This is a genomic window from Kitasatospora sp. NPDC101108 (assembly GCF_055584725.1).
The window spans coordinates 149,939-174,308 of the sequence record NZ_JBVJLM010000001.1; the positions used below are offsets into that span (position 1 = coordinate 149,939).

A 24,370-nucleotide genomic window follows, 5' to 3' on the forward strand; every position below is an offset into this window, starting at 1 on the left:
TCCCCCGGCCCGCCCGGGTCCCCCCCCCTGGGGTGCCGGGCCGGGCGGGTTACCCCCTCCACGGGGGGCCCGGTCCTACGCGGAGGGCGTTGCCGGGGCCGCTGCTGCACCCACCCTTGCGATGACATATAACCTGTGACATTGTTCTGACGCTGATTCCGGTGACAGGTCACACGTCAACTCCCCCCTCGTCTCGTGGCCGACGCCGCGTCACCTCCCCCACCTCAGGACAAGGACACCGCAGTGCGTCTGCGCCAATCCCTTCCGCTCCTGGTGGCCGCCGCCCTCGCCGGGCCCGCCACCCTGCTACCGACCCCTGCCCTCGCCGCCTCCGCGACGACCGCGACGACCACGGCGGCCGCGAATCCCACCGCCCAGGCTCCGGCCCGGGCCGGGACGGCCGCGCCGAAGCCGTTCGGCGCCGAGGTCGCCGCCGCCGACACCTCCGAGGCCCTGGGGCGCACGGCCGCGCCGCTGCCGCCGGAGCTGCTCGGCCAGGCGCTGCAGCCGACCGGGACGGCCGTCCAGACCGCCCCCGATCCCCACGCCACCGCCCCTGCTGCCAAGCGCGCGCCGGCCGCGCAGGCCCCGGCCGCGCCCAGCTGCACGGCCGCCGACTTCGGCAGCCGCAGCGGCGCCGCCCTGGTCTCCTTCGTCCGGAGCGCGACCACGGACTGCGTCAAGACACTGTTCAACGTCACCGGCACCGACGCGGGCAAGGTCTTCAAGCAGTCGCAGATGCTCGCCGTCGCCAACGCCTTCAAGGCCCAGGCGGCGAACTACACCGGCGACAACTCCGCCGGCCTCCTGCAGCTCGTGCTCTTCCTGCGGGCCGGCTACTACGTCCAGTCCAACAACGCGGGCGCCGTCGGCCCGTACGACGGCACGCTCACCTCCGCCGTCCAGGCCGGCCTCGACGCCTTCTTCGCGACCGCGCACCGCAAGGACGTCAGCGACGCCAACGGCGCCGTGCTCAGCGAGGTGCTGATCCTCACCGACAGCGCCGACATCCAGGCCCACTACCTGAAGGTCTACCAGCAGGTCCTGAACGACTACGGCAACGGGTACAACGCGTTCCCGAAGATGGTCAACGCCGTCAACTCCGTGCTGTGGGCGCCACTGTGGCGGGCGAACTGGAACCCCGACTACGTCAGCGCGGTCACCGCCGACCCGGGCGTGGTCACCACGCTGGCGAACTTCGCGCAGAACCACAAGGACCTGCTCACCACGGCCGACGCCTTCCTCGACGTCAACGCCGGCAACGACCTCGCCCGCACCGCCGGCGACGGCGGCAGCATCGAGGCCGTCGCCAAGCCGCTGGTCAAGAAGGTGCTGGACACCACCCCGATCTCCGGCGCCGTCGGCAAGCTGTACGTCTACACCGCGTACAACGCCAACCGGTACGACAACGCGCAGTGCTCCTACTACGGCACCTGCGACCTGCCCGGCAAACTCACCGCCGCCGTCCTGCCGAACACCCTGGTCTGCGACAACCGCACCATACGCACCGAGGGCCTCTCGCCCCAGGAACTGTCGACCGTCTGCGAGAGCCTGCGCGGCGAGGACACCTTCTTCCACAACCTCGTCAAGGACAACGGGCCCGTCCCGGACCAGTACGGCAGGACCATCACCCTCGCCGTCTTCTCCAACCGCGACGACTACCTCACCTACTCCTGGGCGATCTACAACAACTCCACCGACAACGGCGGCCAGACCGTCATGGACGTCACCGACCCCAACAACCAGCCCGTGTCGGTGATGTACCAGAAGTCGTGGAACGACGGCTTCCCCGCCAACGTGTGGAACCTCAACCACGAGTACACCCACTACCTCGACAACATCTACGACATGAAGGGCAACTTCTCCACCGAGATCTCCGTCCCGGACATCTGGTGGATCGAGGGCGTCGCCGAGTACGAGTCCTACGCCTACCGCGGTACCACGGACACCCAGGCGATGGACGAGGCCGCCGCGCACCGGTACAAGCTCAGCACGATCTTCCAGAACACCTACGACAACTCCGACACGGTGCGCACCTACCCGTGGGGCTACCTCGCCGTGCGCTACATGTTCGAGAAGCACCCCGCCGACGTCCAGAACATGCTCGGCCACTTCCGCACCGGCGACTACCAGGGCGGCTACGCGGTCTACAACGGCCTCGGCACCTCGTACGACGCCGACTTCGACAGCTGGCTGACCGCCTGCGCCGCGGGCGCCTGCTACGCCGACGGCCCGACCGCGCTCTTCGGCCAGTCCGTCGACGGTGCCACCGTCACCCTGACCGACAAGTCCGTCGAGACCCGCTCCAAGGCCACGCTGGCCTCCTGGCACTGGACCTTCGGCGACGGCAGCAGCTCCGACGAGCGCAACCCGGCCCACACCTACGCCGCCCCCGGCACCTACACCGTCGCCCTGACCGTCACCGACAGCGCCGGCAAGTCCGCCAGCACCCCGTCCTCGGTCACCGTCACCACCGGCGGCAGCGCCACCCTGCCGACCTGCACCGACCCGCGGACCGACGCGCTCGGCCGCAACTGCTCCCGGCCCGACCGGGCCCGCACCGCCGGCAACCTGGACTACTTCTACCTCTACCTGCCGGCCGGCACCACGACCCTGAAGGTGTCCACCTCGGGCGGCACCGGCAACGCGGCCCTCTACTACAACCCCGACACCTGGGCCTCCCCGGCGGCCCACACCGCCGCCTCCACCAACCCGGGCACCGCCCAGACCCTCACCGTCACCAACACCACGGCGGGCTACCGGTACGTCAGCCTGTACGCCACCACGGACTTCAGCGGGGTGACCGTCAGCGCCCAGTACTGATCCGCCGACCGAACGGCCGCGCGGCGCGTCCCCGGCGGGGGCGCGCCGCGCGGCCGTTCCGGCCGACTCGGGAGGCAGGGGTCGGCGTCACCGGTGAGATCCGGCCGTTCTCTGGTCAGATGAATAAGCGCTTGCTTAGAATCGGCACCTGCCCGTACGGACACCGAGTACGCCCTCAGGAGATGCCATGACCGACGTCAACCGCCAGATCCGCCTCGCCCGTCGACCGGTCGGCGAGGTCCGGCCGGAGGACTGGGCGTACGGGGAGGAGCCCGTCGCCGTCCCCGGCGACGGGGAGTTCCTGGGGCGGACCAAGTACATCTCGCTGGACCCGGCGATGCGCGGCTGGCTGGACGACCGTCCGTCGTACCTCCCGCCGGTGGGACTGGGCGAGGTGATGCGGGCCGGTTCGGTGGTCGAGGTGGTGGCGTCGAACCACCCGAAGTTCCAGGTCGGCGACCACGTGGCGGGAGCCTTCGGGGTCCAGGACTACGCGGTGTCCGACGGCAAGGGCGCGGTCAGGGTCGACCCCGCGCTCGCGCCGCTGTCCACCTACGTCGGGGCCCTCGGAATGCCCGGGATGACGGCCTACTTCGGCCTGCTGGAGGTCGGCGCGCTCAAGGAGGGCGAGACCGTGGTGGTCTCCGGCGCCGCCGGGGCGGTCGGCACCATGGTCGGGCAGATCGCCAAGGTCAAGGGCTGCCGGGTGGTCGGCATCGCCGGCGGACCGGAGAAGTGCGCCCTGCTCACCGAGGAACTCGGCTTCGACGCGGCGATCGACTACCGGTCCGAGGACGTCCGCAAGGCGCTCCGCACCCACGCCCCGGACGGCATCGACGTCTACTTCGACAACGTCGGCGGCCCGATCCTGGACGCCGCCCTGACCAGGCTGGCGATGCACGCCCGGATCGTCGTCTGCGGCGCGATCAGCCAGTACAACAACGAGGACGGCGTGCAGGGCCCGTCCAACTACCTGTCGCTGCTGGTGCGGCGGGCCCGCATGGAGGGCTTCGTGGTCTTCGACTACGCCCGCCGCTACGCCCAGGCGACGGCCGAGATCGCCGGCTGGATCGGCGAGGGCCGGATCAAGGTCAAGGAGCACCTGGTCGAGGGCACCGTGGCCGACTTCCCGGAGACCTTCGGGATGCTGTTCCGCGGCGAGAACACCGGCAAGCTGGTGCTGCGCCTGGTGTGACCCGAACCGCTCCGTGCTGACCGTGCCGGGGTGACCACCGGGAATCCCCGGTGGTCACCCGACGCTCAGTCCGGCGCTCGGTCCGACGCTCAGCCGCCCGAACCGCCCAGCAGCGCGACGCGCCGCGACCGGAGCCAGGACTGCTCAGCGGCCATCTCGGCCATGTCCCCGCGGGCGAGGAAGCCCGCCCACGGTTCCTGGCCCAGCCCGCCGAGCCGTTCGATCCGCTCGGCCTCGCGGGACTGGAGTGCCTCCAGGGCGTCGAGCACGGCCGCAGGCTCGGCCCCGTAGGCGGCGCACAGCGCGTGCAGGCGGCTCCGCAGGACGTGGTCGCCGGTGACCGCCGCTCGCCGCTGCTTCTCGACGGAACGCAACGGGACGGTGTACCAGGCGAGTTGTGCGAGATCGTCGAGGGCGTGGCCGGGCGCGGCGAAGTCCCAGTCGATGAAGCCGACCAGTTCCTCGCCGTCCCAGATGGAGTTCCACGGGCCGAGGTCGCCGTGCCGGATGACCATGCCGGGCCGCCATTCCTCCTCCCGGCCCCGCCATCGGGCGTCGGCCGGCGGCCGGAAGTCCCGGACGGCGTCGTGGTAGTCCCGCAGCCAGCGTCCGAGCTCGGCGACTCCGGCGGTCGACCGCAGCTTCGTCGGCCAGGGGCCGAAGGCGGGCTCGCCGTGCAGCAGCGACAGCACCTCGTCGGTGCCGTCGACGCCGAGCAGCCGCGGGGCCCGGGTGAAACCCACCGCCTCCAGGTGGGCCAGCAGGGCGTGCACCGCGGGCGTCCACTCCCCCACCGGCCGGCGGATCGTTTCACCGATCCGCCGGACCGTCGTCACGCTGCCGTGGTCCGTCGCGCCGTCCTCGATCATGGCGGCAGCGTATCGGCCCCCGCGAACCCGGTTGACGCGCCGTCCGGACGGGTGATCGGCTTCCGCCATGAACGACAGCACGCCCGACTGTTCCCCGTCCGCCCCCTGCGGAACGACGCCGGGTCAACTGGTGTGGGACGAGGCTGCGATCTCGTTCACGCCAGCTGACCCGGCTGCCCGCACAGCATCCCGCTCCACCCATGATCCCGTCAAGTACCCTTCGGCAGAACGTCGTTAGCCCCGATCAGCGGGGCCCGGGACGAGCGGCGCCATGACGTGCTGGGTCGGGTTAGGGCCGTTGTCGCCGCCGTTGTCGTCGTCGGAGTTCACCGAGGCGGTCACGGAACTGGTCGCCCAGGACACCGCGCCGAGGAGCAGGAACAGCACGACCAGGCCGCGCCCGGCGCCGCTCAGGACCAGCGGACGGGTGGCCGACACCCGCTCGGGCTCACTGCCCGGCTCCTCGCCGAACAGGCGCTTGGGGTAGGCCGAGGTGAGCATCACCAGGTAGGCCAGGTAGCGCATCCGGTAGCGCACGATGGCCGTGGTCGCCTCGTACAGCGCCTGCGGCATCCGGCCGAGGATCAGCACCACCAGCCAGATGATGAACGACACCAGCCACCACCCCGCGTACACCAGGCCCTGCACGATCGACGCCGGGATGACCAGGATGATCCGGAACAGGACGGCGAGCCGGTTCAGCTCGCCCGGGCGCAGTTCGACCTGCACCGGGTACTCCGGGGCGCGGAAGCGGAACGGCGGGTAGCGGTCGACGGTGAGCATCAGGTACGCGGTGACCCGGGTGTCGTACGGGAGGTAGGCGGTGAGGTAGTCCGCGACGAAGGCGGGCAGCCGACCGAGCACCAGCGCGCCGAACCAGCCGATCACGGTGACGAAGAACGCCACCACCGAGAGCACCCACACCACCACGAACTGCGGGATCAGCAGCAGGAGGCGCAGCAGCACCGTCCACCGGCTCTGCGGGCCGGGCGCCGGCATGTCCAGCACTGGGAGCCACTCACTGCTGACGGGGGCGGGGGGAGCCTGCCACATCCGGGCCTCCACGGTCTCGGGACGAGGGGACCCGGCGATCGGGCACGGCCGGGTGCCCTCCGAAGATCGCAGCACCCCGCCCGCCCCGCGCGCCGCGCTGCGCCGGACGGGTCACGCGGACGGCCCGGGATCGGCCGGTCGGCCGATCCCGGGCCGGGTGGGCCCGCCGGACGCCCGGTCAGCTGGGCGCGCCGGTCCAGGTGACGTTCTTGCGCTCCAGCCCGTTGCCGTAGTTGAACTCCACGGAGAAGGTGTCGGCCGCGCCGCCCGGCAGGGCGTACGCGGACACGCCGGTGGCCTCCTGACCGGGCGCCAGCGAGCCGCGGAGGATCTTCATCCGGTCGCTCCCGTCGATCAGCGAGGTGACCAGGCCGCCCTTGGCGTCGTGGACGAAGGGAAGCCCCGACCCGTAGAGCGAGACCTCCTTGGAGCCGGTGTTCACCACGGTGATCTTCACCTGGATGACCGTGGCGTCCTTCGGCGTCTCGAACACCGTCCGGCTCGGGACGTACGGCTCCGGCGCCGCCATCGTGACCTTCAGCCCGTCCCCGTAGGTGTAGGACTGGCCGAACGACAGGCGCCGGGCCCGCTCGTCCGCCGCCGCCGCCTGCCGCTCGGCCTCGGCCTTCTTCCGCGCGGCCTCCAGCCGCTCCTTCGCCTTCGCCACCCGCTCGTCGGCGGCCCGCTGCTCCTCCTCGGCCCGGGCACGGGCGGCGTCCGCCTCGGCCCTGCGCTCCTCGTTCACGGTGTGCACCCGCGCCACGACGAACACCCCGGCGCCGATCGAGACGACCAGGCCCGTGATCCCCAGGATGACGCCCGCGAGCGCCATCCCCCGGTTGGTCGCCACACCCCTGCGGGCGTAGCCCAGGCCGATGAAGCCGAAGATCAGGGCCAGCAGGGCCGGCAGCCAGGACATCCAGAACAGGATGACGGCAAGGCTCAGGACGGTGCCGACGATTCCGAGCACCATCGCCGCGATGCCCAGGCCGTTGCGGGGCTGCGGCGGCGCCACGGGGTACACGGGCCAGTACGGCGCGCCCGGCTGCCCGCCGGGGGGCGCGGCGAACCCGCCGGGCGCGGCGAAGTCTTGGGCCTCACCCTCAGCGGGAGCGGGAGCAGCGGCAGGCGCGGGACCCTCGGCCGGGGCTGGGCCCGTGGCCTCGGCCTCGGCCGGGGCCGGGGCCGGGACCGGGACCGTGGCCTTGCCCTGGCCCGGCGCCTCACCCGCGCCGCCCGGGTTCGGCGGCGCCCACGGGTCGGTGCCGGCCGGCTCCTCCTCCGCGGACTTCGGGTCGTCGGGCGGGACGGGAACGGTCATACGAGATCCTTCGCGAACGTCTGGGCGGTGAGCGGCAGTTCAGCGGCCGAGGTCCGTCGGCCCCCCGGCGGCAGCGGCCCGACCTGCGCGGAACGGGCGCCGGTCCGGGCCGGACCCGCGCGTCGACACCCCGGCACAGGACCGCCACAGGATCGGCGACTGATCAACATACAGGTGCCCGGTGACGTCCCCGGCACCGGCCCTGGCCAGGAACCACCGCCGTGCTTCGTCCGCGACTGAACCACCCCCGACCCCCGCGCGACCACGCGCTCGGCGCGGCGGTCGCCACCGCCCCACGGAACGGGAACTCGCTTGCGCTCCGGTCGGTGATCAGGGCAACCTGCCTGCGAACCGTCAGTCGGGAGGCACCAGCGCATGAGTACGGCAGCATCGGCGTCCGCGGCGGTGCCCGCTGACGGGACGTCCGTGCGGATCGGCGCCCTCGTCCCGCTGACCAGGCCCGGCTGGGTCGAGGCGGGCCGGCACGTGCTCGCCGGACTCGAAACGGCGGTCCGCGACGTCAACGACGCCGGCGGCATCGCCGGCAGGCCGCTCGAACTGCTGGTCCGGGACACCGCGGCCGATCCGCAGCGGGCCGCGGCGGCCGTCGACGAACTCGACCGGCTGGGCGTGGCCGCGGTGGCCGGGGAGTACCACAGCGTCGTCGCCCGCGCCGTGGCCGCCAAGGCGGACGCCCTCGGCCTGCCCTTCCTCTGCTCGTCCGCGGTGCTCGACGCGCTCACCGACGAGCCGACCGAACGGGTCGCCCGTCTGTGTCCCGCGCAGTCCCACGGCTGGCGGATCTACGCGGATTTCCTGCTCGGCGCGGGCTACCGCCGCATCGCCGTGGCGACCCAGCAGAGCGTCTACTGGGCCGCCGGGGCCCGCATCCTGCGGGAACACCTCACTCCGCACGGCGGCACCGTCGTCGAACTCGACACCGGCGCGCTCTCCCCCGCCGGCCTCTGCGAGGAGCTCGTCCGGCACGACGCGACGGCCCTGCTGCTCCTGGTCGGCCACCCCGAGCCCGCCGTACCGATCGTCAGGGCCGTCCGCCAGGACGGGCGCCTCACCGGCCTCCTGATCGGAGCTCCGGCGGGGCAGCCCGAATTCGCCGAGTGGGAGGCCCTGTTGGGCCGCGACGGCGCGGGCGTCCCGTTCCTGCGCTACCTGCCCGAGCGGTTCGGCCCGCTCGGCGCGCGGGTCGACGCGGCCCTGCGTGAGCGCCTGGGCGAAGCCCCGTCCTTCGTCGCCTTCGAGGGCTACGACACCGTCACCGTCCTCGCCGAGGTGCTGCGCACCGCCGGTACGGACCGTGAGCGCATCGCCGGGGCCTGGCCGCAGGTCGGCGTCGAGGGCACCCGCGGGCCGATCCGTTTCTCCCGCTCCCCCGGCATCAGCGTGTGGCAGTGGGCCTGGCCGCCGGTCCAGGTCGTCGACCGCGATCCGGCGGCGCCCGAGCGCTTCCGGGTCCTGCACACCGATGTCCCGCACACCGATGTCCCGGACACCGCCGTTCCGCACACCGGCTGAGCCCCGTTCACGCCCAGCCGCGCACCGACACCGCCCCGTGCAGCACGTGGCCCGCCACCCGCTGCTCCTCGACCCAGCGGGTGAAGGTGTCGACCTGCGCCCCGAGGCCCTCGTCGACCGGCCCGACCGGCCAGTCCTGCGGCGGTACGATGACCACCACCGCCTCACCCCGCCCTTCGGCCGCCGCCAGCCAGCGGGCCGACACCTCGACCCGTGAGCCCGGCTCCCAGCCCTGGCGTCCGCCGACCAGCAGCAGCCGCTCCACCCGGCCGTCGCCGACCTCGATCACGCCGGTCGTGGCCGGCGGCTCACCGGCGGCGACCGTGAAACCGCTGTCGACGGCCGCCTCGACCAGGTCGGCGTGCAGGTTCGCCCCGACCTCCATGATCAGCTCGGCGATCGGCGGGCCGTGCACGGCCTCGCGCACGGCCATCGCCCATACCACCGGCCCCCGGGCCGCGCCGTCGCCCGTCACAGGGAACTGAGCCGGCGCGCGAGTTCCTCAAGGTAGTCGTCGCCGTAGGCGGCGGCGACGTCATCGAGGTCGATCATCGGCGGCAGGTCGGCCGTCTGCTGGCGTTCGGAGAGGTAGGCGGCGGTCTCCGCGACGATCCGCCGCTCGTCGGCGCGGCGAAGGCTCAGCTGTGCCAGGGTCGCCTCGGTGGCCTGGAAGCGGGAGAGGACCGCCTCACCGGCGGTGGGGAAGCTCACGAGGTACTCGTGGTCACCCAGTGCTTCGATCCCGATGTCACCGGTCATGGTTCCGTCCTTCGTTCCGTCCCTCCTCCTACGAGTCTCGCACCGGAGGCCCTCCCCCGGGGCGCGGCCGATCCGCCCGGCGCCGGACGACCACCCGCTCGACGACCGTGCCGGCCGCGAGCAGCGCGAACAGCAGAGCCGCCAGTGCGCAGAAGCCCGTCGTCGTCCCGTCGGCGGGAAGGAGACCCGCCAGCACTCCCAGTACCACGGCCGTCACCGCGAACACCCAGGCGAACGACCCCGCCGCGAAGCGCTGCACCGGCGACTCGCTCCGGTCCTCGTTCTGCGAGCTGGTCATGCCTCCTCCTCCGGGTCGTCCTTCCGCCGCGCGGCGGCCCTCCGGCCGCTCTCTCGGCCGCGCGTCTAACCGGCTCGCCGGACCCCGAAACGCCTTCGAGTCCCCCGCCCGGTTGTCCTCACAGGTCCGAGACGGTCGAATCCGAGTCGAGCTCGCCGACGCGCCGGGTGATGGTGCGGTCCGTGCCCATGTGTCCTACAGCCAGCCGCGCTCGTCGGCCGCTCGCAGGGCCTCGGTGCGGTTGCGGGTGCCGGTCTTGGCGATGGCGGAGGAGAAGTAGTTGCGGACGGTTCCCTCGGAGAGGTAGAGCTTCGCGGCGATCTCGGCGACTCCGGCGCCGGAGCGGGAGGCGTCGAGGACGTCGCGTTCACGCGCGGTGAGCGGGGAGGCCCCGGCGGCGAGGGTGGCGGCGGCGAGTTCCGGGTCGACGACCCGTTCGCCCGCCGCGACCCGGCGGATGGCGTCGGCGAGCACCGAAGACCCCCGGCACGGCGATGATCGCAGCAATCGCGACCAGCATCGCGCCGGAGACGATCCGCAGCCGCCGGAAGGCCCCGCGGGAGCCGCGGGCCGCGCGGACGGTGAGCAGCAGGGCGACGGCGGCGCCGGCCAGGACGATGGTGCCGCGGACCCACACGGCCGGGGTGACCAGGTCGGTGCGGTCGCGGAGAGCGAAGGCGGCGACCAGGGTGAGGGCGCTGAGGCCGAGGTAGGCGAGCACGAGTCGCCGTACGGTGCGGAAGGCCCGACGGGTGTCGGGGTGGTTCGGTTCGGTGGAGGTCATGCCCTCATCGTGGCCGCGGTGCGTGGCCGGGCGGCAGTGTGCTGCCACACCCCCGCGCCATGACAATTGTCAGCCCGTCGGCGCGGGCAGCAGCCGCACCATGTGCAGCTTGGCGACCGCCTGCCCGTCCACCAGGACGGCCCGGGGTTCGCGGCCCCACACCTCGAAGCCGCAGGAGGTGTAGAGCCGCAGGGCCGGTTCGTTGCCCTCGGAGACGGTCAGCAGCACCTGCTGCAGCTGCCCGTCCTCGGCGGCGACGGCGAGCACCCGGTCGACCAGGGCGCGGCCGATCCCCCGGCCGCCGGCCGCGCGGGCCACCGCCATGCCGTAGAGGGTGGCCTTGTGCCGTTCCTGGCCGCGCTGCTTCACCCGCAGTCCGGCGGTGCCGACCAGGGCGCCGTCCGGGTCGAAGGCGCCGAGCAGGGCGCCCGGGCCGTGTTCGGCCCCGGCCAACCGCTGGATCGTGTCGGCCATCGGCTTGGCGCGCTCCTCGGCGTAGCCGGAGGTGAAGGCGCTCGGCGTCTCGCGCAGGGCGGTGAGCCGGAAGGCCCGGTACGGTTCGGCGTCCGCGACGCCGAGGCGGCGGACGAGGCCTGCGGGCTCAGCCGAGGCGGACACGGGTGCACCTGGTCAGGTAGGGCATGGCGATCTCCTCCCGGCCGGCCAGGCCGGGGTGGGTGGCGAGCAGGTGCTCGGCATCGGCCAGCAGGCGGGCGCGGTCGGCCTCGGGCAGGGCGATGACGTAGCTGCGGGAGGCCACCATGTCGATGATTCCGGCCGGGGTGGTGGGGTGTTCCCAGCGGATCTCCAGCCGCTCGGGCGCGCCGAACGGGGCGGGCAGGACGGGTGCCGTGTCGATCTGCTGACGGTCCGAGCGGTGCATCAGCGCGCCGAGTGCGGCGGCCCAGGGCTCGGTCTCGTCCCGGACGTTCCACACCAGGGCGAGGGTCCCGCCGGGGGCGAGCACCCGGGCGATCTCCGGTACGGCCGCCGTCTGGTCGAACCAGTGCCAGGCCTGGGCGACCACCACCGCGTCCACACTCGCGTCGGGCAGCGGGATGTGCTCGGCCGAGCCGGCCCGCACCGCCGCCCTGGGCACGGCGGCGGCGAGCCGGTCGCGCATGCCCTGGTCGGGCTCCACCGCGACCACGTCCAGTCCGGCGTCGACCAGCAGTCTGGTCAACTGGCCGGTCCCGGCGCCCAGATCGAGCACCCGGCGGGCCTCGCGGGGCACCGCCGAGCCGAGCAGCGCCTGCGGGTAGCCGGGCCGCCCGTGCTGGTAGGAGGCGGCCGCGAGGCCGAAGGACCGGGCCCGCAGCCGGCCGGACCAGCGCCGGGTCGCGCCCTGCCTGGTCATCCCGCAGGCCCGGCCGATCTCCTCCCAGGTCGCCTCCCGGCCGCGCCGCAGTTCCTCCACCAGGTCGGTGCGCCGTTCCTCCAGGGCCTCGATCACCCCCGAGAGCCGCTGCAGGCCGTCCAGCCCACCGCCACCGGCCACGTCCGCCGCCACCCGCCGACCGAGATCGTTCATGTCCATGACTCCGCACTGTAGGGACCGGACACCCGAACCGTCAATGAATATTGCCCATAGAAGCAACACCTGTTGCGCCGCGCCGTCAGCATCACCCACACGAGTGACGAGGCCTGGCCCTAGCACGAACTCGCCTCCGTGCGTGGCGACTTGGGCTGGAAACCCTTCACATGGGCGAATCCTGGCCTGGTTCCCGGCGCTGGGGCGTCCGGGCGAGAAGCCTTGGTGGCCGGGCGGTACCGACCTGGACTCCGACTGGTGTGCGAGATGTCTGGCATGTCCGGCAAGTTGTCACAAGTCGGTTGACGGACAGTAGTTTTGACTTTCGGTCAGGATGTCCTGAACTTGGCTATGCTGCAGCACCACGCCTCCGGAGCCGGTCGTCGCCCGTCCCCGTTCTGTTCCGATCGTTTGAGGATGCCGAATGCTTCGAGCTGGATCGTCACCCGCCAGACGGCGCCCCGCGCCCCTGCTCGGCTGGCTGCTGCCCACGGCCGTGATGGCGGTCGCGGTCGGGGTCGCCGCGGTGGTGGTGTCGGCCGGAGCCCGGGCCCAACTGCTGTGGTGCGGCGCGACGGCCACTGTGCTGGTCGCCGTGGTGGCCGCCGAATCCGCCCGCCGCGGCCGGGCCCTCGCCGAGCTGCGCGACGAACACACCCGGCGGGTCGACGAGTTGCAGCGCAAGCTGGCCGCGCAGGAGGAAGAGATCGAGCGGATGGCCACCGGCGAGCTGCGCCGGCTGGTCGGCGGCGCCCGGTACGGCTCGTCCATCGACGTGCTGCTCCAGCCCTTCCAGCGCCCGAACCCGCTGCTGTCACGGAAGTTCCGCCACTCGCTGGAACTGGTGGTGCGCGGCATCGCCCAGGCCGTCGACGACGAGGTCAGCCGGCGCGACTCCGCCGAGCGCGCCTTCGTCAACCTGGCCCGCCGGGTCCAGGCGATCATCCACCGCCAGGCCAAGGACCTGCGGGAGATGGAGGACCGGCACGGCAACGACCCGGCGGTCTTCGACGACCTGCTGCGCCTGGACCACGGCAACGCCCTGGTCGGCCGTCTCGCCGACTCCATCGCCGTCCTCTCCGGTGCCCGGCCCGGCCGCCAGTGGACCCGTCCGATCGCCCTCTACAGCGTGCTGCGCGGCGGGATGTCCCGGATCCTGGAGTACCAGCGGGTCGACCTGCACCCGGTGGCGCAGATCTCGGTCACCGGTCCGGCCGTCGAACCCCTGATCCACGCGGTGGCCGAGCTGCTCGACAACGCCACCCGCTACTCCCCGCCGCACACCCACGTCCACCTGAGCGCCTCCGAGGTGCAGAGCGGGATAGCGATCGAGGTCGAGGACGGCGGCCTCGGACTCACCGACGAGGCCCGCGCCCGGGCCGAGCGCTCGATGCGCGAGGCCATGGTCTCCAAGGACTTCGACGACCTCACCGAGTCCCCCCGGCTGGGCTTCGCCATCCTCGGCCGGCTCTGCCAGGCGTACGGCTTCCAGGTCTCGCTGCGCCGCTCCGCGTACGGCGGTGTGCGCGCGGTCCTGGTGGTGCCGCAGGAGCTGCTGACCACCGCTCCCCCGACCGGGCGGGCACACGGCATCGGCGCCTTCTCCGGCCCCCGTCCGCTCCCGGCCAACCAGCCCCGGCACGCCGCCCCCGCCCGGCCCTGGGGCTCCCGGACCGCCTCCACCGACGCCGGGCCGTCCGGCGGCCTCGGCCGGACCGCCGGGCTGGGGAAGTCCGCCGGCGTCGGGCCGTCCTTCGGCTCGACCACCCCCTGGGGCCCCTCCGGCCGGGGGGCCGGGGACGACGAGGTGATCGTCACCGAGCGCACCGCCAACGGCCTGCCGCAGCGCCGCCGCAGCCGTCCGACCGGGCGGGCCGTCTTCTCCGCGCCCGCCCGCGGCACCGCCCAGCCCAGCGGCCCGACCGCGGGGCCCGCGGCGGGACCGGCCGCCCCGGCGCCCCAGCCCAAGAAGCAGGCCGGCCTGTGGCTGGAGGCGTTCATGGAGGGTTACAAGGGCACCGGCTCCGGCAACGGCACCGGCGAGGCCACGGGCAGCGAGCCCACGCGCAACGCCACCCCGCCCAACGGCACCCCGCCCAACGGCACCGCGCCCAACGGCACCCCGCGCAACGACGCCACGCGCCACACGGCCCCGGGCAGCACCGCCACCACCGGAACCAGCAGCACCGCACCGAACAGCGCCGGACAGACCAGTGAAGAGACGGCAGGGAAAGGCGAGCAGTGATTCCGCACCGCAGCAACATGGACTGGATCCTCAACGACCTCGCACACAGCGTCCCGTACGTGCGCCACGTCATCGTGCTCTCCGCCGACGGCCTGCGGATCGCCCAGTACGGCGCCGACCCGGACACCGCCGACCGGCTGGCCGCCGCCTGCGCCGGCCTGCAGAGCCTGGCCGCCGCCGTCGGGCACGAGTTCCCGCACGGCAACGGCGCGATGAAGCTGGTCGTGATCGAGGTGGACGGCGGCTACTTCTACCTGATGTCGGCCGGTGACCGCGCCTACCTCGCGGTGCTCGCCGACGAGGGTGTCGACGCCGGCCTGGTCAGCCACCAGATGCGCGACCTGGTGGACCGGATCGGCGAGCACCTGTCCACCCCGCCGCGCAACCCGGAGGTGGTCGCGTGAAGCCCCCGGCCACCGGCCCCGGCGCCCGGGCGGGCACATGAACGAGCACAGTGAGGCGGTGACATGACCGCCGACCAGGGCGGCTGGGACGGCCCCGAGCCCGACCGCCTGTACGTGATCACCCGCGGTCGCAGCGGCCCCTCCGGGCCGGGAGTCTTCGACCTGGTCACCCTGATCGTCTCCCTCGCGGAACCGACCCCCGCCATGCAGCCCGAGCACGCGGCGATCCTGCGGCTGTGCCGCTCGCCGCTCTCGGTGGCGGAGGTCTCCGCCTACCTCGAACTGCCCACGAGCGTGGTCACCGTCCTGCTGGCGGACCTGCTCGACGACGGGCGGATCGAGGCCCGCGCCGCCGTACCCACGGCGGAACTCCCCGACCGTGCCCTGTTGGAGGCGGTGATCCATGGACTTCAGCGGCTCTGACACGGTCGTCGGACCGGCGAGCGCGGACCTGCTACCCGACACCGTCACCATGGCGGTCAAGGTGGTGATCGTCGGCGGCTTCGGCGTCGGCAAGACCACCCTGGTCGGCGCCGTCAGCGAGATCCGCCCGCTGACCACCGAGGAGACCATGACCCAGGCCGGGGTCGGCGTCGACGACCCCACCGGCGTCGAGCGCAAGACGTCGACCACGGTGGCCATGGACTTCGGCCGGATCAGCATCAGCGACAAGCTGGTGCTGTACGTCTTCGGCACTCCCGGCCAGGAGCGGTTCTGGTTCCTCTGGAACGGCCTGTTCGAGGGCGCGCTCGGCGCCGTCGTGCTGGTGGACACCCGCCGGCTGGAGGTCAGCTTCGAGGTGATCGGACGGCTGGAGGACCGCGGCGTGCCCTTCGTAGTCGCCGTCAACGGCTTCCCCGAGGCACCCAGTTACCCCCTCGACGAGCTGCGCCAGGCGCTCGACCTGCCGGCCGAGGTGCCGATCGTCGCCTGCGACGCGCGCAGCCGCGAGTCCAGCCGGGACACCCTGATGACGCTCATGCGGTACCTGTACGAACTGGCCGCGCCCCCCGCCGGCTGAGACCTTCGCCTTTCGTCCGAACGACCGGAGACCCAGTGACCACCCCGTTCCCCGACGCCGCCGCCACCCCCGTCCCGCCGCCCGGCTGCCCCGCCCACGAGCGCGCCGTCGAGCCGGTCGGCCCCGGCGGCCTGCGCCGGCTGTACGGCCCGGAGGCCGAGGCCGACCCGGCGGGCCTGTACGAGAAGCTGCGCGCCGAGTACGGCGAAGTCGCCCCGGTGCTGCTGCACGGCGACCACCGGGCCTGGCTGATCCTCGGCCACGCCGCCAACATCACCGCGATGCGCACCCCCTCGCTGTTCTCCCGCGACTCGCGGCTGTGGAACGCCTTCCGCAACAACGAGATCCCGGCCGACTCCCCGCTGCTGCCGGTGGTCGCCTGGCAGCCGATCTGCGTGTTCGCCGACGGAGAGGAGCACCGCCGGCTGCGCACCGCGCTGCTGGACGGCCTGAACGGCTTCGACCGGCGCGGCATCCGCCGCCACGTGCGCCGCTTCACCACCGACCTGGTCCAGGTGGTCGGCCCGACCGGCCGGGCCGAGCTGATCACCCAGTTCGCCGAGCACCTGCCGATGCTGGTGATGACCAAGCTGCTCGGCATGCCGGACGAGTACGGGCCCCAACTCGTCGAAGCCGCGCGGGATCTGATGAAGGGCACCGAGACGGCGATCGCCAGCAACGAGTACGTGGTGGCGAGCCTGCGCCGCACCATCGCGATCAAGCACGACAGCCCCGGCGACGACCTGACCAGCCGGCTGCTCGCCCACCCGGCCGGGCTGACCGACGACGAGGTGATGGAACACCTGCGGGTGGTGCTGCTCGCCGCCAACGAGACCACCGTCAACCTGATCGCCGACTCGCTGAAGATGGTGCTCACCGACCCGCGATTCCGCGCCCACCTCTCCGGCGGCCAAATGACCCTGGGCGAGGCGCTGGACCAGGTGCTCTGGGACTCCCCGCCGATGTCGCTGGTCGCCGGGCGCTGGGCCACCGCCGACACCGAGCTCGGCGGCCAGCAGATCCAGGCCGGCGACCTGCTGCTGCTCGGCCTGGCCGCGGGCAACGTGGACCCGGTGGTCCGGCCCGACCTCGCCACCCCGCTGTACGGCAACCGCTCGCACCTCTCCTTCGGCGCCGGACCGCACGAGTGCCCCGGGCAGGACATCGGCCGGCACGTCGCCGAGGCCGGGATCGACATCCTGCTCACCCTGCTCCCGGACCTCCGACTCGCCGTCCCCGAGGAGGAGTTGACCTGGACGTCGGCCTGGATCTCCCGCCACCTCACCGCGCTGCCGGTGGAGTTCACCGCCCATGAGGTCGAGCCCGACCCGGAGTCCGTCGCGGAGGCCGAACGGGCGGCGGAGGCCCGGGCCGCCGAGGAGCGCGAGCTCGCCGCCCGGGCCCTGGAGGCCACCCAGCGAGCGGCCGCCGCCTCCGCCGCCTCCGCCGCGACCGTCCCGGCGCAGCGCCGCAGCTGGTGGGACGCGCTGACCGGCCTGTTCCGCCGCTGACCCCGCGCCCCGGCGGTCGGGGGACCGGCCGGTTCCCCGACCGCCGTCCCTGCCGCCGCCGGTGTGACGCGGGGGCGTGCGCCGTGTGGGGGTGACCGGGACCGGGGACGCTGCTGCGATGCAGAGGGAAATCACCGTTCGGGTCGACGGCACCGCGCGTCGACTGACCGTCGACACGCGCACGACCCTGCTCGACGCCCTGCGGGAACGGCTCGGGATCACGAGCCCCAAGAAGGGTTGCGACCACGGGCAGTGCGGCGCGTGCACCGTACTGTCCGGCGGGCGGCGCGTGCTGGCCTGCCTCACGCTCGCCGTCACCCAGGACGGCGCCGAGGTGGTCACCGCCGAGGGTCTCGCCCCTGACGCGGAAGCCGCCGGACAGCCGGTCGGGGGCGGCCTCCACCCGGTGCAGCAGGCCTTCGTCGACTGCGACGCGCTCCAGTGCGGCTACTGCACCCCCGGGCAGGTGGTCTCGGCGGTCGGGGCGCTCGACGAGTTGGCGATGGGCTGGCCCAGCGCCGTCACCGAGGGACCGGGGGCGCCGCGGCCGGACCGCGCCGAGGTGGCCGAGCGGATGAGCGGCAACCTGTGCCGCTGCGCCGCCTACGTCAACATCGTGACCGCGGTGCTCCAGGCGGCCGGTGCCTCCCCCAGCGGGCGGACGGCCGGCCAGGAGGTGGCCGGGTGAAGCCCTTCGACTACCTCGGCCCCGCGGACGCCGCGGAGGCCGTGCGCAGCGTCGCCGGGAACCCGGACGCGGTGTTCCTCGGCGGCGGCACCAACCTGGTGGACCACCTCAAGCTCGGCGTCGTCGAACCCGGCCTGGTCGTCGGCCTCGCCGGTCTGCTGCCCGCCGGGATCGAGGAGCTCGGCGACGGCGCCCTCCGGATCGGCGCGGCGGTCAGCAACAGCGGGCTCGCCGCCGACCCGCGGGTGCGCGAGCGCTTCCCGGTGCTGTCCCAGGCACTGCTGTCGGGCGCGTCGGGGCAGCTGCGCAACATGGCCACCGTCGGGGGCAACCCGCTGCAACGGACCCGCTGCGTCTACTTCCAGGACGTCACCACCCCGTGCAACAAGCGGGAGCCGGGCTCGGGCTGCTCCGCCGTCGGGGGCTGGACCCGCCACCACGCGGTCCTCGGCGCGTCCGAGCACTGCATCGCGGTCCACCCGTCCGACATGGCCGTGGCGATGGCCGCGCTCGACGCACAGGTGCGGATCCTGGGCCCGGCCGGGGAGCGCACGATCCCCTTCGTCGACCTGCACCGGCTGCCCGGCGACGCTCCCGAGCGCGACACGGTGCTCGACCACGGCGAGCTGATCACCGCGATCGACCTGCCGGCGCAGCCGATCGCCCGCCGATCGGCCTACCGCAAGGTGCGCGACCGGGCCTCGTACGCGTTCGCCCTGGTCAGCGTGGCCGCGGCGGTCGAGATCGAGGACGGCGTGATCACGGACGTGCGCATCGCCTTCGGCGGCGTCGCGCACGCGCCCTGGCGCGCCCACCGGGCCGAGGAGGCGCTGCGCGGCGCCCCCGCGTCGGACCGGAGCTACCGGAGCGCGGCGGACGCGGAACTCGCCGACGCCCGACCGGCCGAGGGGCTGGACGGCGGCAACGCCTTCAAGATCCCGCTGCTGCGCCGCACCCTGACCGCGACCCTGCGCGACCTGGCAGGAGAGGACCCCCGATGACCTTCCCGAGCGAACCCGAAGCCGTCGGCCGCGACCTGCCCCGCCGGGACGGGCCCGTCAAGGTCCTGGGCACCGCCACCTACGCCTACGAGACGCCGTTGGAGAACCCGGCCTACCTGTACGCGGTCCAGGCCACGGTCGCCCGGGGACGCGTCACGGCGCTGGACACCGCCGCCGCCGAGGCACTCGACGGGGTGGTCGCGGTGCTCACCCCCGGTACGGCGGAGCGGCTGGCCTCCACCGAGGACGGGGAGCTGGCCGTCCTCCAGGGCGAAGAGGTCGCCTTCCGGGGCCAGGTCGTCGCGCTGGTCGTCGCCGACAGCTCCGAGGTGGCGAGGCACGCGGCCGCCCTGGTGCGGGTCGAGTACGCGCAGGAACCGCACGACACCGAGCTGCGGGCCGACCGCGAGGACCTGTACGCGCCCGAGAAGGTGAACCCGGACCTCCCCACCGACACCTCGGAGGGCGACGTCGACGCCGCGATGGCGGCCGCGGCGGTGAGCGTCGAGGAGACGTACACGACCGCGATGTACCACAACAACCCGATGGAGCCGCACGCCACGGCGGCGCTCTGGGATCCTGCGGGCGAGGGCTTCCTCACCCTGTGGGACTCCACCCAGGGCGTGCACCCGACCCGGTCCGCCCTGGCCTCGGTGTTCGGCCTCGACGAGGCGCAGGTGCGGGTCGTGTGCCCGTACGTCGGCGGCGGGTTCGGGTCCAAGGGCCAGCCGCACGTCAACGTGGTCCTGGCCGCCATGGCCGCACGCGCGCTCCCCGGTCGGCCCGTCCGGCTGGCCCTGACCCGGCAGCAGATGTTCTCGTTGACCGGCTACCGCACCCCGACCATCCAGCGCTGCCGGCTCGGTGCGGACCGGGACGGAACGATCACCGCCCTGGCCGTGGACGTCGTCGAACTCACCTCGCGCATCAAGGAGTTCGCCGAGCAGAGCGGTGTCCCGGCGCGCATGATGTACGCCTCGCCGAACCGGTCGACCACCCACCGCCTCGCCGCCCTGGACGTCCCGGTGCCGTCCTGGATGCGCGCCCCCGGCGAGTGCCCGGGCATGTTCGGCCCCGAGGTGGCGATGGACGAGCTGGCCGAGCGCCTGGGCCTGGACCCGGTCGAACTGCGGATCCACAACGAGCCCGCCGTCGAACCCGGCTCGGGCAAGCCCTTCTCCAGCCGCAACCTGGTCGACTGCCTGCGGGAGGGCGCCGTGCGGTTCGGCTGGTCGGAGCGCGATCCACGGCCGGGGGTACGCCGCCGCGGCGACTGGCTCGTCGGCACGGGCGTGGCCGCCTCCACCTACCCGGTCAGCCGGATGCCGAAGTCGACGGCGACGATCCGGCGGGAGGGGGAGCGCTACGTCGTCGAGATCGGCGCGGCCGACCTCGGCACCGGCACCTGGACCACCCTGGCGCAGATCGCCGCGGACGCGCTCGGTGTGACGGTGCCCCTGGTGGACGTGCGCATCGGCGACACCGACTACCCGATGGCGTCGGTGGCCGGGGGCTCCTCGGGCATGACGACGTGGGGTTCCGCCGTCGTCGAGGCGGCGGGTGCCTTCCGTACGAAGTACGGCGACGAGCCGCCGGACGGGGCCGAGGCCTCCGGCAGCGTGGGGCCGGCCGACGAGCGCCACGCGATGCACGCCTTCGGGGCGCAGTTCGCCGAGGCGCACGTCCACCTGGACACCGGCGAGGTGCGGGTGCCGCGCCTGCTCGGCGTGTTCGCCGCCGGCCGGATCATCAACCCGCGCACGGCCCGCTCGCAGTTCATCGGCGGGATGACGATGGGGCTGTCCATGGCGCTGCACGAGCAGAGCGTGCTGGACCCGCGCACCGGTCACGTCGTCAACCACGACCTCGCCGAGTACCACATCGCGGCCAACGCGGACGTCGGCGAGATCGAGGCCTACTGGCTCGCCGAGCACGACCCCCACGTCAACGCCATGGGGTCCAAGGGCATCGGGGAGATCGGGATCGTCGGCACGGCCGCCGCGGTGTCGAACGCGGTGTGGCACGCCTGCGGCGTGCGGGTGCGGGACCTGCCGATCACCCTGGACAAGGTCCTGCACGCGCTGGAGGACCGGCCCGGTGGCTGACCGGGCCGCCGGCAGCCGACTGGTCCGGATGCCACCGTGCGCGTGCAACATCGGGCTTTCGGGGCGAGGTTGAGGAGATGGACACCGTCACCGTGCTCGAACCCGACACTCCGACCAATGTCCGGCTCCTCGGCACCGACCAGGAGCCGGCCGACCCGGAGAACCCGGTGCGCCTCGCGCACGCCGCCCCCGCGGACGCCTCCGGCGTCTGCGGCCCGCTCACCCTGTGCGGCCGGGACACCTCCGACATGACGCTCGCACCCAACCGGACCACCATCGACGGCCGGCCCTGGCCGTACTGGAACGCCTGCGGGACGTGCCGCGGCGCCGAGCGGCCCGCGCCGCCCGACGCCGCGGAGGACACCGACTAGGACCCGCCCTCAGGGACCGGCCACCAGTCCGTCCAGGGCGTCGGGGTCGACGTTGAGGGTCACCCCGCCGTACGTCTCGTCGGCGCTGCCCCGGTGCTGGTGGATGCGGTGGCCGGCCCAGAGGTCGTCGGGCAGGCCGGGCTGCCCGGTGGTCGTGGGGCGCCCGTCCCACCGGGCGTACCAGATGGCGTCGGGCATCGGGGCCCGGCCGGCCCGGGCGGCGGCGACGAGGTCCGCGATGCCGGAGTCGGTGCTGGAGTAGAAGCCGGAGCGGTAGCCGGCCGCCTGCAGGCCCTTGGTCCAGCCGACGGTGAAGTCGACCACCGCCCGGCTGCAGACCGCGTCGCCCACCGGGTAGGCCTCCATGTCGAGGTACACCGGGCTGCCCGGCCCCAGGCCCAGCGCCCCCAGCGCGGCCGCCGCCTCGCCCGCCTCCTGCCCGCCCTGCTCCTCGGCCCGGTCCGGGTCGATCCGCAGCGGCTTGTCCGGGCGCTGGGCGCAGGGCGCCTGGAGGCCGACGTGGGTGGGCACCAGCTTCCATCCCATCGCCCGGACGGTGGCGACCCAGTCCGGCGTCAGCCGGGTCTGCCGGCAGGCGCGCTGACTGCCACTGCTGTAGATGTTCACCGCGCCGTAGGGCGAGGCGGTGCGCCAGACGTACAGGGCCTCGGCCGGCGGGGCCGAGCAGGCGTCGAACCCGGCGCCGGTGTAGCGGTACTCGGGCGGCGGTTCCGTGCCGTCGAACGGCACGGCGGCGAAGGGCCCGGGCGGGAGGACCGGGGACGCCTGCGCGGGGGCGGCGACGGGGAACAGGACGAGCGGGGCCGCGAGGAGCGCGGCCAGGGGAAGAAGACGCATTCCCCCGTCCTAGCCCTCCGCACCGGGAGTTCACGGCCCACCGGCACGGCGCGCCGGGCCGGTTCACCCGGAATCACGACACCGGCGAGCGGCCGGACAGGCCCTGGGCCGCGGCCCGGCGGCGCTCGGCCCGGGCGCAGCGCAGCAGTTCCTCACCGTAGGGCAGGGCGACCAGCGCCGCGGTGGCGGCGGCGAAGCCGGCCAGGTAGCGGGCGGGCAGGGGGTGGGGCTTGGGGTTGAGGCGCCAGGCCCGGCAGGTGCCGCCGCCGCGGGCCAGCGAGCGGACCTGGTCCCAGTGCAGGCAGGCGGTGAAGGCGACGGCGGTGAGCGGCAGCACCTCCAGGAAGCTGTGGATGTGCTGTTCCAGCGGGGTGACGTCCCGTCGGCCGGTGGCGATCGTGACGTCCCAGAGCGCGGTGGCTCCGTGGGCGAGGGCGGCGGCGCCCATGGTGGCGAGGACCAGGGGGTTGACCTCGGCGACCAGGCCGAGCACGACGGGCGTGCCCGCCTCGGCCATCATCAGCGCGTGCACGAGGGACTCCCGCAGGCCGCTGGTGTCCTCGATGCGCGAGCGGCGGTGCATGACCCAGTCGCCGACGGCCGGTGCGAACCACAGGGGCAGCACTCCGTAGAGGAGGAAACGCCGGCTGGCGTTCTCCACGTCGTCGGACGGACCGGTCGTCAGTTCCGTCGCGGCGCGCCACTGTCGCCACGGGCGGGCGGGTGTCCTGGGCATGGGTTCGCTCTCTCGTCCGGCGGGGTTCGGCGTGCTCAGGCGGTGTACGCGAAGTCAAGGCCGTCGAGCGGTTCGTCGCGCAGGAAGCGGAGCACGAGGTGGGCGTACTCGGCGTCACGTTCCAGGTGGGCCATGTGGTCCGCCTCCTTGAGCAGGACCAGCGTGGAGCCGGCGATGGTCCGGGCCACGTCCCGGTTCTGCCGCGGGGAGGTGGTCTGGTCGTGCTCCCCGGTGAACACCAGGGCGGGGACGCCGGTGACCCCGCCCTGCGGGAGGAGGGCGGGCTCCAGGACCCGGCGGTGGCACGCGGCGTGGCGCCGGGCCTGCCGCCACGTGGTGCGCAGGGCCTGTTTGCGCAGCAGCCGCTGCACCGCCGCCGACTGCTGGACGCGCCGGTGCTCCTCGGTGTTGACGAGGTAGCTCACCAGGCGGTCGGCGTACGGGCCGAGTGCCGGGCACGCGTCGTCCAGGGACTCGCCCGGTCCGGGGAGGCTGCCCTCGATGTGGCTGACCGCCTCGCGCAGGAACGCCCGCATGGTGCCGGTCACCTGGTGGGTGGCTCCGGCCAGCAGCAGCCGGCTCACCCGGTCGGGGCGGCGCTGGGCCATCCGGTAGGCGATCGGCGCTCCGTAGGAGGCGCCGAGGACGTTGACCCGGGCCAGGCCGAGGTCGTCCAGCAGGTGCAGGGCGGCGGCGGCCAGGGTGTCGAACCCCTCCTCCTCGGGCAGGTCGTCCGCGAGGCCCGAGCCGGGCAGGTCGACCAGGATCACCGGGGTGTGCGGGGCGATGCGCCGCTCCAGGCGGGGCCAGGCGTACATGTCCTGGAGGGCGCCGCCGAGCAGCAGGAGGGGTTCGGCCACCGGGTGCGGTCCGCGCCAGTGCCCGGCGCCCGGGTCCGTGTGCACGATCCGGCAGACGTAGTTCATGTCCTGCCAGCGCAGCTGGTGGAGCTCCTCGGCCGGGGTGGTGTCCTCGGCGGGGCCGGGCGGGGACGGACGGGTCATCAACGGCTCTCCGCGAACCGGCTGATGAGCTTGGCCATGTCGTCCACGCAGGCCGCTGCGGACAGCTGGTCCTCGCTGATCTCCACGCCGAAACGGTCCTCCAGGTGGATGGAGAGCACCACCAGGGCCATGGAGTCGACGCCCGCGCTGGCGAGGGGGGCGTCGGGCGTGACGGGCGCGGACGGCAGGCCGCACCGGTCCGTGAGGATCTCCTTGACTTGCTCGAACGTCATGCGCGGTTCCCTCCGGTGGAAGACGGC

General features: G+C 73.6%; 24 protein-coding genes and 1 pseudogene. 12 read left to right on the forward strand and 13 right to left on the reverse strand.

The genetic code is table 11. The features are described 5' to 3' along the window. Positions 1-243: 243 nt before the first annotated feature. Entirely contained in the window at positions 244-2,823 is a 2,580-nt protein-coding gene (locus tag ACZ6Z8_RS00775; RefSeq protein WP_465604774.1) for a collagenase, read from the forward strand. A 187-nt stretch (positions 2,824-3,010) separates the two neighbouring features. Next, complete coding sequence (locus ACZ6Z8_RS00780; protein ID WP_465604777.1) at positions 3,011-4,018, forward strand: NADP-dependent oxidoreductase; 1,008 nt, start codon at positions 3,011-3,013, stop codon at positions 4,016-4,018. 89 nt (positions 4,019-4,107) lie between these two features. Here ACZ6Z8_RS00780 and ACZ6Z8_RS00785 read toward each other — a convergent pair whose 3' ends face one another. From ACZ6Z8_RS00785 to ACZ6Z8_RS00795, 3 genes are all read right to left on the reverse strand, one after another. Next, entirely contained in the window at positions 4,108-4,887 is a 780-nt protein-coding gene (locus ACZ6Z8_RS00785) for a phosphotransferase (RefSeq protein ID WP_465604780.1), read from the reverse strand. A gap of 234 nt (positions 4,888-5,121) precedes the next feature. Continuing rightward, complete coding sequence (locus ACZ6Z8_RS00790; protein WP_465604783.1) at positions 5,122-5,940, reverse strand: DUF4389 domain-containing protein; 819 nt, start codon at positions 5,938-5,940, stop codon at positions 5,122-5,124. 178 nt (positions 5,941-6,118) lie between these two features. Then, a complete protein-coding gene (locus ACZ6Z8_RS00795; protein ID WP_465604785.1) occupies positions 6,119-7,261 on the reverse strand; it encodes a DUF4190 domain-containing protein in 1,143 nt (380 codons plus the stop codon). 375 nt (positions 7,262-7,636) lie between these two features. On the opposite strand from ACZ6Z8_RS00795, the gene ACZ6Z8_RS00800 reads away from it, so the two are divergent. Then, entirely contained in the window at positions 7,637-8,794 is a 1,158-nt protein-coding gene (locus tag ACZ6Z8_RS00800) for an ABC transporter substrate-binding protein (protein WP_465604788.1), read from the forward strand. A gap of 7 nt (positions 8,795-8,801) precedes the next feature. Here ACZ6Z8_RS00800 and ACZ6Z8_RS00805 read toward each other — a convergent pair whose 3' ends face one another. The 6 genes and pseudogenes from ACZ6Z8_RS00805 to ACZ6Z8_RS00830 form a co-directional block, all read right to left on the reverse strand. Next, entirely contained in the window at positions 8,802-9,227 is a 426-nt protein-coding gene (locus tag ACZ6Z8_RS00805; protein ID WP_465604791.1) for a hypothetical protein, read from the reverse strand. Between the two features lie 38 nt (positions 9,228-9,265). Next, positions 9,266-9,553: a hypothetical protein gene (locus ACZ6Z8_RS00810; protein ID WP_465604794.1), complete on the reverse strand. Its 288-nt coding sequence runs from the start codon at positions 9,551-9,553 to the stop codon at positions 9,266-9,268. Positions 9,554-9,581: 28 nt separating this feature from the next. Then, positions 9,582-9,851, reverse strand: a complete 270-nt coding sequence (locus ACZ6Z8_RS00815; protein WP_465604797.1) for a hypothetical protein — start codon at positions 9,849-9,851, stop codon at positions 9,582-9,584. 195 nt (positions 9,852-10,046) lie between these two features. Further along, positions 10,047-10,322: pseudogene (locus tag ACZ6Z8_RS00820) on the reverse strand (response regulator transcription factor); the annotation flags it as partial. Positions 10,323-10,704: 382 nt separating this feature from the next. Continuing rightward, positions 10,705-11,253 carry a GNAT family N-acetyltransferase gene (locus ACZ6Z8_RS00825; protein WP_465604800.1) on the reverse strand — a complete coding sequence of 183 codons (549 nt, stop codon included), beginning with the start codon at positions 11,251-11,253 and terminating at the stop codon, positions 10,705-10,707. Then, positions 11,237-12,172, reverse strand: coding sequence for a class I SAM-dependent methyltransferase (locus tag ACZ6Z8_RS00830; protein WP_465604803.1), 936 nt, complete (start codon positions 12,170-12,172; stop codon positions 11,237-11,239). The genes ACZ6Z8_RS00825 and ACZ6Z8_RS00830 overlap by 17 nt, the downstream gene beginning before the upstream one ends. Before the next feature lie 418 nt (positions 12,173-12,590). Here ACZ6Z8_RS00830 and ACZ6Z8_RS00835 point away from each other — a divergent pair, with 418 nt between their 5' ends. The 9 genes from ACZ6Z8_RS00835 to ACZ6Z8_RS00875 all read left to right on the forward strand — a co-directional run bounded on the left by ACZ6Z8_RS00835 (position 12,591) and on the right by ACZ6Z8_RS00875 (position 21,512). Beyond that, entirely contained in the window at positions 12,591-14,411 is a 1,821-nt protein-coding gene (locus ACZ6Z8_RS00835) for an ATP-binding protein (RefSeq protein WP_465604805.1), read from the forward strand. 17 nt (positions 14,412-14,428) lie between these two features. Continuing rightward, positions 14,429-14,815: a roadblock/LC7 domain-containing protein gene (locus tag ACZ6Z8_RS00840; RefSeq protein ID WP_360231742.1), complete on the forward strand. Its 387-nt coding sequence runs from the start codon at positions 14,429-14,431 to the stop codon at positions 14,813-14,815. Between the two features lie 63 nt (positions 14,816-14,878). Beyond that, positions 14,879-15,238: a DUF742 domain-containing protein gene (locus tag ACZ6Z8_RS00845; RefSeq protein WP_465604808.1), complete on the forward strand. Its 360-nt coding sequence runs from the start codon at positions 14,879-14,881 to the stop codon at positions 15,236-15,238. Next, on the forward strand, positions 15,219-15,836 hold the full coding sequence (locus ACZ6Z8_RS00850; protein ID WP_465604811.1) for a GTP-binding protein: 618 nt from the start codon (positions 15,219-15,221) through the stop codon (positions 15,834-15,836). The genes ACZ6Z8_RS00845 and ACZ6Z8_RS00850 overlap by 20 nt, the downstream gene beginning before the upstream one ends. A gap of 35 nt (positions 15,837-15,871) precedes the next feature. Next, positions 15,872-17,347 carry a cytochrome P450 family protein gene (locus tag ACZ6Z8_RS00855; protein ID WP_465604814.1) on the forward strand — a complete coding sequence of 492 codons (1,476 nt, stop codon included), beginning with the start codon at positions 15,872-15,874 and terminating at the stop codon, positions 17,345-17,347. Between the two features lie 118 nt (positions 17,348-17,465). Next, positions 17,466-18,035 carry a (2Fe-2S)-binding protein gene (locus ACZ6Z8_RS00860; RefSeq protein ID WP_465604816.1) on the forward strand — a complete coding sequence of 190 codons (570 nt, stop codon included), beginning with the start codon at positions 17,466-17,468 and terminating at the stop codon, positions 18,033-18,035. Further along, positions 18,032-19,036: an FAD binding domain-containing protein gene (locus ACZ6Z8_RS00865; RefSeq protein WP_465604819.1), complete on the forward strand. Its 1,005-nt coding sequence runs from the start codon at positions 18,032-18,034 to the stop codon at positions 19,034-19,036. Before ACZ6Z8_RS00860 ends, ACZ6Z8_RS00865 begins: the two co-directional genes overlap by 4 nt. Beyond that, positions 19,033-21,141, forward strand: coding sequence for a xanthine dehydrogenase family protein molybdopterin-binding subunit (locus tag ACZ6Z8_RS00870; protein WP_465604822.1), 2,109 nt, complete (start codon positions 19,033-19,035; stop codon positions 21,139-21,141). The genes ACZ6Z8_RS00865 and ACZ6Z8_RS00870 overlap by 4 nt, the downstream gene beginning before the upstream one ends. Positions 21,142-21,218: 77 nt before the next feature. Beyond that, the gene (locus ACZ6Z8_RS00875; RefSeq protein ID WP_465604825.1) at positions 21,219-21,512 is read left to right on the forward strand and encodes a hypothetical protein; all 294 of its coding nucleotides are present in this window, start codon (positions 21,219-21,221) and stop codon (positions 21,510-21,512) included. Positions 21,513-21,521: 9 nt separating this feature from the next. Here ACZ6Z8_RS00875 and ACZ6Z8_RS00880 read toward each other — a convergent pair whose 3' ends face one another. The 4 genes from ACZ6Z8_RS00880 to ACZ6Z8_RS00895 all read right to left on the reverse strand — a co-directional run bounded on the left by ACZ6Z8_RS00880 (position 21,522) and on the right by ACZ6Z8_RS00895 (position 24,343). After that, positions 21,522-22,370, reverse strand: coding sequence for a DUF1906 domain-containing protein (locus ACZ6Z8_RS00880; RefSeq protein ID WP_465604828.1), 849 nt, complete (start codon positions 22,368-22,370; stop codon positions 21,522-21,524). Between the two features lie 73 nt (positions 22,371-22,443). Further along, a complete protein-coding gene (locus ACZ6Z8_RS00885) occupies positions 22,444-23,106 on the reverse strand; it encodes a diguanylate cyclase (protein WP_465604830.1) in 663 nt (220 codons plus the stop codon). A 35-nt stretch (positions 23,107-23,141) separates the two neighbouring features. Further along, complete coding sequence (locus ACZ6Z8_RS00890; RefSeq protein WP_465604832.1) at positions 23,142-24,110, reverse strand: alpha/beta fold hydrolase; 969 nt, start codon at positions 24,108-24,110, stop codon at positions 23,142-23,144. Next, complete coding sequence (locus ACZ6Z8_RS00895) at positions 24,110-24,343, reverse strand: acyl carrier protein (protein WP_465604835.1); 234 nt, start codon at positions 24,341-24,343, stop codon at positions 24,110-24,112. Before ACZ6Z8_RS00895 ends, ACZ6Z8_RS00890 begins: the two co-directional genes overlap by 1 nt. Positions 24,344-24,370 lie beyond the last annotated feature (27 nt).

Coding starts and splice junctions, on each gene's coding strand:
- ACZ6Z8_RS00815 (WP_465604797.1), bottom strand. CDS start 9,851: ATGACCAGCTCGCAGAACGAGGACCGGAGCGAGTCGCCGGTGCAGCGC.
- ACZ6Z8_RS00790 (WP_465604783.1), bottom strand. CDS start 5,940: ATGTGGCAGGCTCCCCCCGCCCCCGTCAGCAGTGAGTGGCTCCCAGTG.
- ACZ6Z8_RS00785 (WP_465604780.1), bottom strand. CDS start 4,887: ATGATCGAGGACGGCGCGACGGACCACGGCAGCGTGACGACGGTCCGG.
- ACZ6Z8_RS00885 (WP_465604830.1), bottom strand. CDS start 23,106: ATGCCCAGGACACCCGCCCGCCCGTGGCGACAGTGGCGCGCCGCGACG.
- ACZ6Z8_RS00830 (WP_465604803.1), bottom strand. CDS start 12,172: ATGGACATGAACGATCTCGGTCGGCGGGTGGCGGCGGACGTGGCCGGT.
- ACZ6Z8_RS00895 (WP_465604835.1), bottom strand. CDS start 24,343: ATGACGTTCGAGCAAGTCAAGGAGATCCTCACGGACCGGTGCGGCCTG.
- ACZ6Z8_RS00805 (WP_465604791.1), bottom strand. CDS start 9,227: ATGGCCGTGCGCGAGGCCGTGCACGGCCCGCCGATCGCCGAGCTGATC.
- ACZ6Z8_RS00780 (WP_465604777.1), top strand. CDS start 3,011: ATGACCGACGTCAACCGCCAGATCCGCCTCGCCCGTCGACCGGTCGGC.
- ACZ6Z8_RS00845 (WP_465604808.1), top strand. CDS start 14,879: ATGACCGCCGACCAGGGCGGCTGGGACGGCCCCGAGCCCGACCGCCTG.
- ACZ6Z8_RS00795 (WP_465604785.1), bottom strand. CDS start 7,261: ATGACCGTTCCCGTCCCGCCCGACGACCCGAAGTCCGCGGAGGAGGAG.
- ACZ6Z8_RS00890 (WP_465604832.1), bottom strand. CDS start 24,110: ATGACCCGTCCGTCCCCGCCCGGCCCCGCCGAGGACACCACCCCGGCC.
- ACZ6Z8_RS00860 (WP_465604816.1), top strand. CDS start 17,466: ATGCAGAGGGAAATCACCGTTCGGGTCGACGGCACCGCGCGTCGACTG.
- ACZ6Z8_RS00880 (WP_465604828.1), bottom strand. CDS start 22,370: ATGCGTCTTCTTCCCCTGGCCGCGCTCCTCGCGGCCCCGCTCGTCCTG.
- ACZ6Z8_RS00835 (WP_465604805.1), top strand. CDS start 12,591: ATGCTTCGAGCTGGATCGTCACCCGCCAGACGGCGCCCCGCGCCCCTG.
- ACZ6Z8_RS00840 (WP_360231742.1), top strand. CDS start 14,429: ATGGACTGGATCCTCAACGACCTCGCACACAGCGTCCCGTACGTGCGC.
- ACZ6Z8_RS00875 (WP_465604825.1), top strand. CDS start 21,219: ATGGACACCGTCACCGTGCTCGAACCCGACACTCCGACCAATGTCCGG.
- ACZ6Z8_RS00800 (WP_465604788.1), top strand. CDS start 7,637: ATGAGTACGGCAGCATCGGCGTCCGCGGCGGTGCCCGCTGACGGGACG.
- ACZ6Z8_RS00850 (WP_465604811.1), top strand. CDS start 15,219: ATGGACTTCAGCGGCTCTGACACGGTCGTCGGACCGGCGAGCGCGGAC.
- ACZ6Z8_RS00810 (WP_465604794.1), bottom strand. CDS start 9,553: ATGACCGGTGACATCGGGATCGAAGCACTGGGTGACCACGAGTACCTC.
- ACZ6Z8_RS00870 (WP_465604822.1), top strand. CDS start 19,033: ATGACCTTCCCGAGCGAACCCGAAGCCGTCGGCCGCGACCTGCCCCGC.